This window comes from Actinomadura sediminis (assembly GCF_042675525.1).
GTDB classification, from domain to species: domain Bacteria; phylum Actinomycetota; class Actinomycetes; order Streptosporangiales; family Streptosporangiaceae; genus Spirillospora; species Spirillospora sediminis.
This window is the reverse complement of record NZ_JBHTJA010000091.1, coordinates 1-13276: the sequence shown is the minus strand read 5'-3', so window position 1 is coordinate 13276 and position 13276 is coordinate 1. Positions and strand designations below refer to the sequence as shown.

At 77.7% G+C, this 13276-nt stretch carries 14 protein-coding genes; 6 read left to right on the top strand and 8 right to left on the bottom strand.

Annotation, left to right across the window (positions count from 1 at the left end; translation table 11 throughout):
• Window positions 1–8: 8 nt before the first annotated feature.
• Window positions 9–740, bottom strand: a complete 732-nt coding sequence (locus tag ACFQ11_RS29710) for a response regulator (protein WP_378304624.1) — start codon at window positions 738–740, stop codon at window positions 9–11.
• Window positions 737–2698 carry a sensor histidine kinase gene (locus tag ACFQ11_RS29705; RefSeq protein ID WP_378304622.1) on the bottom strand — a complete coding sequence of 654 codons (1962 nt, stop codon included), beginning with the start codon at window positions 2696–2698 and terminating at the stop codon, window positions 737–739. The genes ACFQ11_RS29710 and ACFQ11_RS29705 overlap by 4 nt, the downstream gene beginning before the upstream one ends.
• A 532-nt stretch (window positions 2699–3230) precedes the next feature.
• Here ACFQ11_RS29705 and ACFQ11_RS29700 point away from each other — a divergent pair.
• The 6 genes from ACFQ11_RS29700 to ACFQ11_RS29675 all read left to right on the top strand — a co-directional run bounded on the left by ACFQ11_RS29700 (window position 3231) and on the right by ACFQ11_RS29675 (window position 8617).
• Complete coding sequence (locus ACFQ11_RS29700; protein ID WP_378304620.1) at window positions 3231–4745, top strand: sensor histidine kinase; 1515 nt, start codon at window positions 3231–3233, stop codon at window positions 4743–4745.
• Between the two features lie 85 nt (window positions 4746–4830).
• Window positions 4831–5496 carry a response regulator gene (locus ACFQ11_RS29695; RefSeq protein WP_378304618.1) on the top strand — a complete coding sequence of 222 codons (666 nt, stop codon included), beginning with the start codon at window positions 4831–4833 and terminating at the stop codon, window positions 5494–5496.
• Between the two features lie 98 nt (window positions 5497–5594).
• Window positions 5595–6278 (top strand): RNA polymerase sigma factor, encoded by a 684-nt coding sequence (locus tag ACFQ11_RS29690; protein ID WP_378304616.1) that lies wholly within the window; start codon window positions 5595–5597, stop codon window positions 6276–6278.
• Window positions 6275–7051, top strand: coding sequence for a methylated-DNA--[protein]-cysteine S-methyltransferase (locus ACFQ11_RS29685; protein ID WP_378304614.1), 777 nt, complete (start codon window positions 6275–6277; stop codon window positions 7049–7051). The genes ACFQ11_RS29690 and ACFQ11_RS29685 overlap by 4 nt, the downstream gene beginning before the upstream one ends.
• A 124-nt stretch (window positions 7052–7175) precedes the next feature.
• Window positions 7176–8234, top strand: a complete 1059-nt coding sequence (locus tag ACFQ11_RS29680) for an NAD-dependent epimerase/dehydratase family protein (protein WP_378304612.1) — start codon at window positions 7176–7178, stop codon at window positions 8232–8234.
• A 131-nt stretch (window positions 8235–8365) separates the two neighbouring features.
• Window positions 8366–8617, top strand: a complete 252-nt coding sequence (locus ACFQ11_RS29675; RefSeq protein ID WP_378304609.1) for a hypothetical protein — start codon at window positions 8366–8368, stop codon at window positions 8615–8617.
• A gap of 221 nt (window positions 8618–8838) precedes the next feature.
• On the opposite strand, the gene ACFQ11_RS29670 is transcribed toward ACFQ11_RS29675, so the two are convergent.
• From ACFQ11_RS29670 to ACFQ11_RS29645, 6 genes are all read right to left on the bottom strand, one after another.
• Window positions 8839–9111, bottom strand: coding sequence for a CDGSH iron-sulfur domain-containing protein (locus tag ACFQ11_RS29670; protein ID WP_378304607.1), 273 nt, complete (start codon window positions 9109–9111; stop codon window positions 8839–8841).
• Window positions 9077–9850: a HemK2/MTQ2 family protein methyltransferase gene (locus ACFQ11_RS29665; protein WP_378304605.1), complete on the bottom strand. Its 774-nt coding sequence runs from the start codon at window positions 9848–9850 to the stop codon at window positions 9077–9079. Before ACFQ11_RS29665 ends, ACFQ11_RS29670 begins: the two co-directional genes overlap by 35 nt.
• A 12-nt stretch (window positions 9851–9862) precedes the next feature.
• Window positions 9863–10984, bottom strand: coding sequence for an iron-containing redox enzyme family protein (locus tag ACFQ11_RS29660; RefSeq protein ID WP_378304603.1), 1122 nt, complete (start codon window positions 10982–10984; stop codon window positions 9863–9865).
• Between the two features lie 310 nt (window positions 10985–11294).
• Window positions 11295–11864, bottom strand: a complete 570-nt coding sequence (locus ACFQ11_RS29655) for a TetR/AcrR family transcriptional regulator (protein ID WP_378304601.1) — start codon at window positions 11862–11864, stop codon at window positions 11295–11297.
• Between the two features lie 22 nt (window positions 11865–11886).
• Window positions 11887–12513, bottom strand: coding sequence for an IMPACT family protein (locus tag ACFQ11_RS29650; protein WP_378304599.1), 627 nt, complete (start codon window positions 12511–12513; stop codon window positions 11887–11889).
• Window positions 12514–12558: 45 nt separating this feature from the next.
• Window positions 12559–13276: DUF3152 domain-containing protein (locus ACFQ11_RS29645; RefSeq protein ID WP_378304597.1), on the bottom strand; the 718-nt coding region annotated here is incomplete at its 5' end.

Here is a 13276-nt window from a genome sequence, read left to right as displayed (position 1 = left end):
CGGGGCGGTCAGGGGCGGGCCCGTCCGGACGGGGCCGGGCCCGTCCCGTCCGTCCCGTCCGCCGCGCCGGCGATGTCCTGGGCGTCGTTCCCGTCGACCAGCCCGGCCTCGTACGCGACGATCGCGGCCTGCACGCGGTTCTTGACGTCCAGCCGCGTGAGGATGGCGCTCACGTACGCCTTGACCGTGCCTTCCACCACGTGGATCCGCCGGGCGATCTCGGCGTTGGACAGCCCGGCGCCCACCAGCGCCAGTACCTGGCGTTCGCGTGGCGTCAGGTCGGCGATGCGGCGCCGGGCGCGCGCCTCCTGGGAGATGCGGCCGCCCCGCAGCTCGCTGATGACCCGGTGGGCCACCTTCGGCGACAGGTACGCGGCCCCGCCCGCGACCGCCCGGACTCCCGCGATCAGCTCGTGCGGGTCGCCGGACTTCAGCAGGAACCCGCCCGCGCCTCCCGACAGGGCCCGCTCGATGTACTCGTCCTCGCCGAAGGTGGTCAGCATGATGATGCCCGTGCCGGGTGCGGCGCGGCGCAGTTCTCCGGCGGCGGCCAGGCCGTCCAGGCGGGGCATGCGGATGTCCAGGAGGGCGACGTCGGGCCGGTGCGCCAGCACTCCCTCGACCGCCTCCCGCCCGTCGGCGGCCTCGGCGACGACCTCGATCCCGGGGTCGGCGGCCAGGATCGCCCGCACCCCCGCGCGGATCATGGCCTCGTCGTCGGCGAGCAGCACCCGGATCACGGGGTTTCCCTTCGTTCGTCGAGCCGCCGCGACAGCACCGAGGTGCTGTAGGCGTCCTTGCTGATGAGACGTCCGCCATCGAAGCACACCCGGTACACCCATTCGGTGCCCAGCAGGTTGGCCTCGGGGCTGTAGTAGCGGCAGTCGGCGCCCGGCGGCTCGGGGACGGACTCGCGGACGACCGCGGTCCCGGTCGTCTGCATCGACGGCAGCGTCCGTTCCGCGGTGTCCTGGGCGGTGCCGACCCGCAGCGCCCGGTAGTCGTCCGGTTCCAGTACCGAGTTCAGCGTGACGTAGACGTGGTGGCCGGCCATCACGGCGCCCAGCAGGGCGAGCAGCGCCGCCGGGACGACGATCGCGGTGATCAGGCCGCGGCGGACCCGGCGGCGGGCCCGCTCCAGAGAGCGCGCGGACTCGCTGACCGGTCCGGTGCCCGGACGGGTGCCGGTGCCGGGCGGCAGACCGAAGGTGGCGCGCAGCGCCGACCCGGCCGCCGACGCGACCGGGCCGGGCGGGGCGTGGCGGGGGCCCTGCGGGGTCGCGGGCAGGCGGGCGGCGACGCGGAAGCCGCCGCCGGGCACCGGCCCGGCGTGCAGCACGCCGCCGACGAGCCGGACGCGTTCGGCCAGCCCGGTCAGCCCCCGGCCGCCGCCGGACGGCAGGAGCGGCGCGTCCTCGGGCGGCGGCCCGTTGACGACCTCCACCTCGATCACTCCCCCGGTGCGGGCGCCGTCCGGGCCGTCCGCCGGGACATCGGCCGGAGCGGTGTCGTGGGGCCGGTCGGCGGTGCGGTGCGCCAGGCGCACGGTGACGGCGGCGCCCGGGGCGTGCTTGGCGGCGTTGGTGATGCCTTCCTGCGCCACCCGGTGCGCGGCCAGCGCCACCATCGGCTCTCCCGCGAACACCGCCTCCACCCCGGCGGCGGCGTCCCCCGCGTCCCGCGCGGGGTGTTCCTCCGCGTCCTGCCCGGTGCCGTCCCGGTCGTCCTCCTGGACGAGGCGGACCGGGACGCCCGACGCGCGGGCGCGCTCGACCAGCTCGGGAATGCTCTCGCGGCCGGGCACCGTCGGCGCCTCCCCCGCGGACGCCGCAGCGTCGTCGCGCAGCACCCCGATGATCTCCCGCAGGTGCTCGGTCGCCTCCGCCGCGCCCGCGCGCAGCTCCGCCGCGGCCCGCCGGTGCCGCTCCTGCAGCCCGGGCGCGACCTGGAGCGCGCCCGCCCGCACCGCGATCAGCGCCAGCTCGTGCCCGAGCGAGTCGTGCATGTCCTGCGCGATGCGGGCCCGCTCGCGCAGCCGCTCCTGCTCGGCGATGATGCGCTGCTCGCGCTCCAGCCGCTCGGCGCGTTCCCAGCCCGCCCGCACCAGTTCCTGGTACTGCCGCCAGTACCGGCCCATCAGCCACGGCAGGACGCCCAGCAGCACCAGCCACACCGTGCTGGGGAACCAGACGGTCACATCGAGGTCGCGGACGATGCTCAGCGCGACGCCGCCCGCCAGAACGAACGCGAATCCCCACAGCACGGGCCGCGACCGCTGCGACCGCAGGCCCGTCAGGTAGGCCAGGACGGGCATGGCGAACACGAAGTTGCCGTGCAGCGCGGTCGTCGAGATGCCCAGGATCAGCGCCGCGGTCGGGTGGGCCCGCGACATGGCGACCACCACCGCCATCACCGCGATCCCGACGATCTGCAGCCACCACCCCGCCGACTCCGGCTCGAGCGGGGCGAGGGAGTTGACCGCCGGGGGCAGCACCAGGACCGCCCACAGCAGCACGTCGCGCAGCACCATGGCGCGCGTCGGCCGCCGCACCGCTTCCCGAACCGCGCGCGCCGCCGCCCGGACCTGCCCGGGCAGGCGCGCCGCAGCGGGCGCCCGGGCCGGTGCGGGGGTCGACGCTCCCGGCGGCGGTGCGTCCCGTCCGGCGCGGTCGTGGACACCGGGTGCAGAGTCGTTCACCCGGCCCACGCTACAAGCGCGCCGATCTGCGCTGATACTGACGAAAGTCAAGGTCCGCGGCCCCTCCGCGAAGCCGGTCACCGCGGGGCGAACACGGCGGAGGCGAACACGGCGGAGGCGAACGGGTACGCCCACGGCGCCCTGGACGGACCCGCGGATCGACCGTGACGCCGGAGCGGGCCGCGCGGGCGACGAACGACAGGGAGCCCTCCAGCGAAGGGGGCGGTTCCCGGCGGTGAGCAGCCGCAGCAGCGCCGCTGCGGGCCCGTGCGGGCGGGCGCACCGCACGGCTTACACCGCCCCGCGCCGCCCCGCGCCGCCCCGCGCCGAGCGGCGCCGAGCGGCATCCGGCACCGGGCGGCGTCCGTGGTCACGCTGTCTGGCGAGCCGCCGACTCGTCCCCGATCACGGGCCCCTACGGGCGGGCGCCGCCCTCCGCCACCGGCCGGCGGGGCCGCAGGCGGGCCGGGCGGCGGCCTCCCGGCCACGCGGCCCGTCACGCGGTGGGCCCGGCCTCAATTACGGTTGGCCCGTGACCACCCCACCGGCCCTCCCTCCGGACGCCTCCGAGAGCGCCTCCGCGGACGCCGTCCCGGCAGACCCCGTGGACGGGGCCGCAGGGGGACGTCGCGGCCGGCGCGCGCGTCCGCTCGTCCGGCGGATGCGGGCACGTGCGGCGGCCCTCACGGCCGCCCCGGGGACGGGGGCCGGCTCGGGGACCGGCCCCGCGGCCGCCGGGCGGCCGGGGATCCCCCGCGGCGACGCCGCGCTCGCCGTCGGCGCGATGCTGATCACGCTGGGGCTCAGCGCGGCGGCCGTCCGTCCCGGCGACCGGGACCTGTGGCCCGGCGGCGCCGCGATGATCATCGCGGTGACCTTGGCGCTGGCCGCGCGGCGCCGCCACCCCGTGATCGTCCTGGCCGTCGCGATACTGACGCCGCAGGTGTACTACCCGCTCGGGTACCCCGACGGGCCGATCATGTTCGTGTCGTACATCGCGCTGTTCAGCGCGGCGGTCGAATGCCGGCTGATCGTGTCGCTGAGCGCGGTCATCGCCGCGAACGCCGGGTTCATCGTGGCGTCGGTGCTGTGGGCCGACACCACCTCCGATCCCGACGCGCCGCTGGACGCCCCGGGGCTGGCCGCCTTCACCCTGGGGCTGCTGGTCACGATCGGCGCCGGGCAGTACATCCGCGGCCGCCGCGCCCAGGCCGAGGCCGCCGAGCGGCGCGCGGCCGCCGCCGAACGGGACCGCGAGCAGGAGGCGCGGCGCCGCGAGACGCAGGAGCGGCTGCGGATCGCGCGGGAACTGCACGACGTGCTCGCCCACCAGATCTCGCTGATCAACGTGCAGGCGGGCGCGGCGCTGCACCGCCGCGACGATCCCGAACGCGCCTACGCGGCCCTCGAGGCGATCAAGTCCGCGAGCAAGGAGACGCTGCGGGAGCTGCGCGGGGTGCTGGGCGTGCTGCGGCAGGTCGACCAGGACGACGGCGCCCCCGGCGGCATCGTGGGCGCGGACGGTCACGCGCCCGGCGGCAGCCCGGTGTCGCCCGTCCCGTCGCTGGACCGCGTCGGGGAACTGCTGGAGCAGACGGCCGCGGCCGGCCTCGTCGTGCGGCGCGCGGGCGACCTCGCCGCCGCCCCCGCGGACCCGGGCACGGACGATCCGGCGGCGGACCAGGCGGGGCTCGCGGGGCTCGCGTGGTTGCCCGCGCCGGTCGGCCTCGCCGGATACCGCATCGTGCAGGAGGCGCTGACCAACGCCGTCCGGCACTCCGGGGCCGAGCAGGTCACCGTCGAGATCCGCCGCACCCCCGCCGCGGTGATCGTCCAGGTCGTCGACGACGGCGACGGCGCCCCCGCCGCGGCGGCCGGGGGCGGGGACGGCGGCGGGAACGGGCTGCGCGGGATGCGGGAACGCGCCGCCGCCGTCGGCGGCGAGGTGACCGCCGGACCGGCCCCCGGCGGCGGCTTCCGGGTGTGGGCACGGCTCCCGCTGGACCGGCCGCCGGACGGCCCGTCCGGACCCCGCGACCGGACCTGACCGGACGGCGGGACGCACGACGCGCCGGGCGGGCGCGGACACGGGTGAGCGCGGCGCGACGGGCGCCGCTGAAGGAGGAAATGGCGTGATCCGGGTAATGCTGGCCGACGACCAGACACTGGTACGGGCCGGATTCCGGTCGATCCTGGAGGGCGAGGACGACCTCGAGATCGTCGCCGAGTGCGGGGACGGCGAGCAGGCCGTGCGGCAGGCCGCCGAACTGCGGCCCGACGTCGTCCTGATGGACATCCGCATGCCGGTCCTCGACGGGCTGGAGGCCACCCGCCGCATCACCGGCGACCCCCGCCTCGACGACGTCCGCGTGGTGATCCTGACGACCTTCGACCTCGACGACTACGTCTACGGGGCGATCAAGGCGGGCGCCAGCGGCTTCCTGGTCAAGGACACCGAACCGCCCGAGCTGATCCACGGGGTGCGGGTCGTCGCGCGCGGCGACGCGCTGCTGGCGCCCACCGTCACGCGGCGGCTCATCGCCCAGTTCGCGTCCCGCATCGGCGAGCCGCCGCCCACCGCGCGGCTCGACGCCCTCACCGACCGGGAACGCGAGGTCCTGGCACTGGTGGCGGCGGGATTGTCCAACGAGGAGATCGCCGGGCGGCTGGTGCTGTCGCCCGCCACCGCCAAGACCCACGTCAGCCGTATCCTGGCCAAGGTCGGCGCCCGCGACCGGGCACAGCTGGTCGTCCTGGCCTACGAGACCGGCATGATCCGCCCGGGCTGGCTCGGCTGACCCGCGCCCTCGCCGCCCGGCCCCCGCGCCGCGCAACCGGCCCCGGCCCCGGCCCCGGCGAAGCGCAACCGGACCGGGCGCGGCGGTGTTGAACAGAGGTGACGGTAACGACGGAGGCACCGGCGATCGGCGACGCGACGGCGACCCGCGACGGTCCGGCCCCACCGGACGAGCGGCCGGACCAACAGCCGGACGAACGCGGCGCCGAGGCCGCCGCGGCCCTCGCCGGTGACCTGGACGAGGGGTTCGCGGTGCTGTACGAGGCGTACCGCGGCGTGGTGTTCTCCACCGCGCTGCGGCTGTGCGGCCGGTGGGCCGAGGCGGAAGACCTGGCGGCCGAGACGTTCCTGCGCGCCTACCGGGCGCTGTGCGGGTACGATCCCGACCGGATCGCCGCGCTGCGGCCCCGCGCCTGGCTGCTGACGATCCTGATGAACCTGTGGCGCAACGGGCTGCGGTCGGCGGCACGGAGGCCGCGGCAGGACCCGCTGGAGGACGCCGGCGACCCGACCGACCCGGCCGAAGGCGTCGAGGACGCCGCCGCCCGCCGCGAGACCGGCCGGGAACTGGCGGCGCTGCTGGCCGACCTGCCCGACCGGCAGCGCGCCGCCGTGGTCCTGCGGCACGTCGCCGACCTGCCCGTCGCCGAGATCGCCGACGTGCTCGGACTGCCGCAGGGCACCGTCAAGTCGCACATCTCCCGCGGACTCGCCCGCCTGCGCGCCGCCCGCGAGAACGACCCCGGGACGCGGCGTCCCGCACAGCGAGGGGGCAACCGATGACCCGCACCGATCCCACCGACGGCCTCACCGGCGAGCTCGCCGACGGCCTGGCGGCCGACCTGGCCGGGCTGACCGCCGACGCGCCCCCCGGCCTCCTGGACCGCATCGCCGCGCGCCGCGTCCACGTCCCCGGCCCGCTGCCGGACCTGCACGTCGCCTTCACCGACCATGGCGTGGCGTTCCTGCGCGCCGGCCTGGACGCCGAGGCGTTCGCCGCCGCGTTCCGGGAACGGTTCGCGCGGCCGCTGCTGCCCGCCGACCGTCCCCCCGCCGGGCTGGTGCCCGCGCTGCGCACCGGCCGTCCCGGCGGGGTACCGCTCGACCTGCGCGGCCTCACCGAGTTCGAGGCGGCCGTGCTGCGCGCCGCCGCCGCCATCCCCCGCGGCCAGACCCGCCCCTACGCGTGGGTGGCGCGCGAGGCGGGCCGCCCGCGGGCGGTCCGGGCGGTCGGGTCGGCGCTGGGCCGCAACCCCGTCCCGCTGCTGATCCCCTGCCACCGCGTCACCCGCTCCGACGGGTCCGCCGGGCAGTACGTGTTCGGCGCCGACGCCAAGCTGCGGCTGCTGCGCGGCGAGGACGTCGACGTGGACGCCGTCGCCGACCTCGCGCGGCACGGGACGCGGCTGGTCGGCAGCGACACCACCGGCATCGTGTGCTACCCGACCTGCGGCGACGCGCGCCGCATCACCCCCGCGCACCGCCGCGGCTTCGCGGGCCTGGCCGCCGCCCGCGCCGCGGGGTACCGGCCCTGCGCCCACTGCCGCCCCGCCTGACCCGCCCCCCGCCTGACCCGCCCCCCGCCTGACCCGCGCCCGGCCCGGCCGCCCCGGGGCATAGTTCCGCACAAGGCGGGAATGGGGCGTCCACCTGCGGGGACGACCCAAGGAGGGAACCAGCATGCGCGTCGTCGTGATCGGCGCCACCGGCAACATCGGCACCAGCACCGTCCGGGCACTGGCCGCCGACCCGGACGTCACCCGGATCACCGCGCTGGCGCGCCGGATGCCCGGCACCGGCGCCGGCGACACCGACAAGACCGAGTGGGTCGAGGCGGACGTCACCGACAGCGACCTGGTCGCGCCGATGCGCGGCGCCGACGCGGTCGTCCACCTGGCCTGGCTCTTCCAGCCGACGCACCGCCCGGCGGTGACGTGGGACGCCAACGCCGTCGGCAGCGCCCGCGTGTTCGACGCGGCGGCCGAGGCGGGCGTGCCCGCGCTGGTGTACTCCTCGTCGGTGGGCGCCTACTCGCCGGGGCCCAAGGACCGCGCCGTGGACGAGTCGTGGCCGGCGCACGGCTGGCCCGGCGCCGCCTACAGCCGGGAGAAGGCGTACGTCGAGCGGCTCCTGGACGCGTTCGAGGCCCGGCATCCCGACCGGCGCGTGGTGCGGATCCGCCCGGGTTTCGTGTTCGAACGGCAGACCGCCGCCGAGCAGCGGCGGCTGTTCGCCGGGCCGCTGCTGCCCGGCCGCCTCGCCCGCGCCGACCGTATCCCGGTGGTGCCGGACATGCCGGGGCTGCGGTTCCAGGTGCTGCACTCCGCCGACGCCGGCGAGGCGTTCCGGCTCGCCGCGGTCCGGGACGTGCACGGCGCGTTCAACATCGCCGCCGACCCGGTCATCGACGCCGCCGAGCTCGCCGACATGCTGGGCGCCCGCACCGTGCGGGTCCCGCAGCGGGGCGTGCGGGCGGCGCTCGCGGCCGCGTGGGGCATGCACCTGGTGCCCGCCTCGCCCGGGCTGTTCGACCTGGCGATGGAACTGCCGATCATGGACACCGCGCGGGCCCGCACGGAGCTCGGCTGGACGCCGCGGCACTCGTCCCGCGAGGCCCTGCTGGAGTTCCTGGAGGGCCTGCGCACCGGAGCCGGACGCGACACCCCGCCGCTGGCGCCGGGCACCGGCGGCCCGATGCGCGCCCGGGAGTTCGCCACCGGCATCGGCCGCCGCCCCTGACCCGCCCCGTGACCCGCGCACGGACCGGCGGCCGGGCCCGCGACCGCATCCCACCGACCGACCACACCGACACCCCGGTCCCGCCCGGGACGCGTTCCGTCCGGGAGCCGGGGCACCCGAGGAGGGCACCCATGGCCACGATCACTTCCGCGCACCTGCACGACCTGCTGGCCTCCACCGACCGCGACGCCGCACTCGTCATCGTGAAGGGCCGGGCCGCCGTGGTCTCCTCGGCGCCCACCCGGACCGGCGAACCCGACGACGCCATGGTCATCACGACCCGGGACGCGGTGATCGCGGAACTCGACACCGGCGCGAACGAGGAGCAGATCGAGCAGCTCGCCCAGCGCCTCGACGTCGCGCTCGACAGCCTCGGCGGCTGACCCCCGGCCCCTGCGGCCCCGCCCTTACACGCCAGGGTTCCCGGGCGGGCGGCAGGCATCCGCCCCGGGCGCCGATTCGCCGCCGCAGGCCACGACGCCGATTCGCCGCCGCAGGCCACGACGGGGACCGGCCGGTCAGGCCTCGATGGGGGCCGGTCAGGCGTCCCCGCTCCGCTCACTCCCGGCACGCCCGACCCGGGCCCGCTCACCACGGGCCGTCCTCACCCGTTCTCCCCCGGGCCGTCCTCCTCCGCGCCGCCTCGTCCGCGCGGAGGCCGTGCGGGACGGGCGCGGCGCCGGTGGCTGGTGTCGCAGAACGGATAGGCGCGGCTGCGGCGGCAGGCGCACAGCGCCACCGTGAAACGGTCCGACACCACCACCCGGCCGTCCTCCAGCTCCACCTCGACCGGGCCCTCCACCAGCACCGGGCCGCCCGGGACCAGCCGCACCCGGCGCCGGTCAGGCCGCCCGCCGGACGCCGTCGCGCCGTCCACCCCGCTCACCGCCCCCCGCACGCCCGCCGGGCCCGTCCCGGCCGTCGCCGCGCGTCCCGGTCAGGTCGGCCCGGACCACCACCAGCTCCTCGTGGCGCTGCCCGCACCGCACCGCGCCCCGCGCCTCCAGGGTCGCGGCGCGGCGCCGCATCACCGGACCGAACGGCTCGGCCCGCCGCGCCGCCACCACCGGCCGCGTACCCGCGTCCCGCAGCGCCACCAGCGTCGCCGCCACCCCGCTCAGCGCCGACTGCACCACCAGCAGCGTCCCGCCCGGCGCCAGATGCGCCGGGGCCTGCGCGCAGATCCGGTCCAGCAGCGCCCGCCCGCACGGGCCCGCCTCCCACGCGCGGGCCCGGCCGCGCACCGTCTCGGGGACGGCGTCGCCGATCACGTACGGGGGGTTGGCGACGATCACGTCGAACCGCTCCCCCGCGACCGGCTCGAACAGGTCGCCGCGCAGCACCCGCACCGGCAGCTTCCGCAGCCGCGCGTTGACCCGCGCCGCCAGCACCGCGCCCGCCGCCACGTCGACCGCGACGACCTCGCGGGCCCCGCAGCGCGCGGCCGCCACCGCCACCGCGCCCGTCCCGGTCCCCACGTCCAGCACCCGGGCGCCCGCCGCGACCCCCGCGCGGCGCAGCGCGTCCGCCAGCAACGCGGTGTCGGCCTGCGGCCGGTACACCCCCGGCGGCCTCAGCATCGGCACATCGCCCCTGTTCAGCGGCAGCAACACCATGAGAAACCCCCTTCAGCGGTGTGCGATCCGGTCGGCGGGCGCCGCGCCCGGCAGGGGACGGCGCAGCGACGACCGCGGCGGGTCCGCCCCCCAGGCGCCCAGCAGGTGCGCGGCGAGCCGGTCCTCCAGCAGCCCCGTCGCCCGCACCCCGAACGTCACGTCCGCCGCCAGCTCCGGCTCGGCCGCCAGCAGCCCGCCGATCACGTCGTGCCGCAGCACCTGCTCGTGGACGGCGTCGGCCTCGATGTGCTCGGTGTAGAACAGCCGCGCGCGGGGTCCCGCGCCCAGCCGCTCCAGCGCCCGCGCCATCCGCCGCGCCGCGGGCGCCGTGGTGATCTCCGCCGCGGCGAAGTGCCCCACCAGCGCGCCCCGCAGCGACCGTCGCAGCCCGAAGCACGACATCATGTTCACGGTCGCCAGCATCGGCGCCGGGGCGGCGTCCACGTAGGCGCCGTAGGCGGAGTCCAGGCCGAGGTCCTCCAGCAGGTCGGCGTACAGGCCGGAGTGGATGCGGTCGGGACGGCCGCCGCCGAACTCGTCGTGCTCGACCGCGACCAGCGCCGTCTTGGCGCGGCCCCGCAGCCGCGGGATCACCCAGGCGTGCGGGTCGGCCTCCTTCAGGTGGTACACCGAGCGGTGCGCGGCGTGCTCCAGCAGCTGCCACCACTGCCCGGCGTCCCGCAGATGCCCGGCGACGCCCCCGCCGCCGTCGGCGGGCTCCACCAGCAGTTCGTCCAGTGCGTCTTCCAGCTCCGCGCGCGCGTCACCGCCGCCCGGCGCCGCGGGCGGTGCGGTGTCGGCGCGCAGGGCGCCCAGGAACACCGTTTCGAGCGCGCCGCGCAGCCGCAGCAGCTCCGGATCCCACTCCCAGTCCGGGTCGACCCCGGCGAACCCGCGGTAGTGCAGCTCGAAACAGACGTGCAGGGCCAGCTGCAGATCGTCGCCGTAGGGGTCGGCGGAACCCGCGTCCCGCGGCGGCGGCACCACCGTGCCCGGGCGCGCCGGGCCGTCCGGGGACCGCCCCGCCAGAGCGCCGATCACCGCGCGCGACAGGGGGCCGCGCGGCTCCGGCAGGACGGGCGCCGCGTCCCTCCCGCCCGGCCGCAGCGGCGGTGCGGTCTGCTCGGCTGCCATGTTCCCTCCCGTGGTCGAACCCGTCGCAACCCGGTACCCGCTCACCGGCCGCCCATACGCTTTCCGGCCATGCGCCCGGTCACACCGGCCCGGGCGGGCCGCATCGACCCGGCGCCATCGACCCCGGCCCCATCGACCCGGCGGTGCACCTGGTGGCCGCGCCGGTACCGGGCCCGGCTTGGCCGCGCGGGTCGCCCGGGCGACGGTGGTGTGCGCGCGGCGCAATGGCGAGGAGCCGCGGGACGGCGCCACGCTGCGGCACCGCGCGCACCACCGCTCGCCGGGGCGGGCCTGCGGGCGTGCGTGCGGGTCAGCGGCCGGGGCGGGCCAGCGCGCCGGTCAGGAACAGCGCGGTGACGGCCGCGCCGGCCTCCTCCACGCCCATCCGCCGCCGGACCACCCGCGCCACCACGCCCTCCAGCAGGCTGAAGTACAGCTCGGCGAGGGTGTGGACCGGGATGTCGCGGCGCAGGGACCCGTCGGCGGCGCCGCGCTCGAACACCGCGCGCAGCGGCCCGACGAGCCGGGCGTCGACGCGGCGGACCTCCGCGGGCCCCTTGTCGAGCAGCCCCAGCGCCCGGTACTTGCTGATCACGGCGATCGTCGCGCGGGTCGTCCGGGCGATCGCCTCCTCGGTGGGCACGGCCTCGAGGCCGGCGCCGGCGAGCCGCTCGCCCAGATCGGCGAACGCCGCCTCGTAGAGGGAGCACAGCAGCGCGTCCCGGTCGGGGAAGTAGCGGTCCAAGGTCGCACGGGCGACGCCCGCGGCCAGCGCGATGTCGGCCATGCTCGCGCGCTCGCCGTCCTCGGCCAGCACCGTCGCCGCCGCGTCGAGGATGCCCGCCCGGACGGGGTCGTGCGGCACCGTGCTCCTGGTCATCGCCCCAAGGGTAGCGGCGTCCTCACGGCGTGACCGGCACCTCGACGTGCCCGGCGGCGCCGCGCCGCACCGCCGCGCGTCCCGCCGTCGCCTCCGCCGCCCACGCCGCGAACTCCTCCGCCCGCTCCGCCGGGACCGTCACGTCGGCCTCCACGTCCGCGCCGTAACGGACGTCGGACGGCGGCGCCCACCGCGCGTGCAGGTCGCCGAGGAACCGGCCCGCCAGCGCGTGGCCGACCGCGACCGTCACCGTCACGACCGGCCGCAGCTCCACCGTCCCGGCGGCGTCGACCGCGCCCGACACCGCCTGCCCGTAGGCGCGCACCAGCCCGCCCGCACCCAGCTTCACCCCGCCGAAGTAGCGGGTGACGACCGCCGCGGTGCCGGTCAGGCCGCGCCGCACCAGCACCTCCAGCATCGGGATCCCGGCCGTGCCCGCGGGCTCCCCGTCGTCGCTGCTCTTGGTGATCTCCCCGTGCTCGCCCACCACGTAGGCGGTGCAGTTGTGGGCGGCGTCGCGGTGCGCGCGGCGGTGCGCGGCGATGAACGCGACCGCCTCCTCCTCGCTCGCGACCCGCGCCAGGGTGCACACGAACCGGGACCGTCGGATCTCCAGCTCGTGCGTCGCACCGCGGCCGATCATGCGCACCGGGACCGCCTGCCGCACCGGGAACGGGTGACCATCGACCGGACCCTACCGCCGTCCGTCCGGGGCGTCGCCCGGATGGGGCCAGGGGTTGGGGCGGCACCCGTACAGCGACTTGGTCTGCTGCACCATCACCGGTGCCCGCTCGCCCGGCCCGGGGCACGACCGGTGCCCGTGCCCGAGCGCGTGCCCGACCTCGTGGTTGATGAGGTACTCCCGGTAGGACAGGATGTCGCGGCCGTAGGAGTCGTCGCCGGACGCCCACCGCAGCGCGTTGATCACCGACCGTTCGCCTTCGCGGCACGACAGCTCGCCGCCGGTGATCAGCGGCGCGCACACCCGGTCGGTCAGCGCCGGGCTCGACAGCGACACCCGGAACCGCACCGGGCCCTTGTTCACCCGGCGGAACCGCATCGCGCCGCCGTGGCCCCAGCCGCGCGGGTCGTTGAGGATGCGGTGCACCCGGCCTGCGAAGTCCGGGCCGGTGAACGGCAGCCCGCGCTCCACCTCGACGAGGTAGTCCACGATGGGCCCGGCGGCCCCGTCCGGGGGCGCGGCCGTGCCGGGCACGACGGCGTACTCGCCGCCCGCCGACCGCGGGATCTCCACCGGTGCGGGCTGCCGCCGCCCGTTCACGACCGGGCCGGTCTCGGTCTCCCCCGCGGCGGCCGCACCCCCCGCCGCACCCCCCGCCGGGCCGCCCGCAGGGGTGCTCGCGGGGGTGCGGGCGGGGGTGCTCGCGGGGCGGTCCGGCGCCCGCCCGGCC

Bases quoted from the DNA above. Each gene is read 5' to 3' on its own strand.
- ACFQ11_RS29665 (WP_378304605.1), bottom strand. From the start codon at position 9,850: ATGGTGTTGCTGCCGCTGAACAGGGGCGATGTGCCGATGCTGAGGCCG.
- ACFQ11_RS29660 (WP_378304603.1), bottom strand. From the start codon at position 10,984: ATGGCAGCCGAGCAGACCGCACCGCCGCTGCGGCCGGGCGGGAGGGAC.
- ACFQ11_RS29685 (WP_378304614.1), top strand. From the start codon at position 6,275: ATGACCCGCACCGATCCCACCGACGGCCTCACCGGCGAGCTCGCCGAC.
- ACFQ11_RS29680 (WP_378304612.1), top strand. From the start codon at position 7,176: ATGCGCGTCGTCGTGATCGGCGCCACCGGCAACATCGGCACCAGCACC.
- ACFQ11_RS29675 (WP_378304609.1), top strand. From the start codon at position 8,366: ATGGCCACGATCACTTCCGCGCACCTGCACGACCTGCTGGCCTCCACC.
- ACFQ11_RS29655 (WP_378304601.1), bottom strand. From the start codon at position 11,864: ATGACCAGGAGCACGGTGCCGCACGACCCCGTCCGGGCGGGCATCCTC.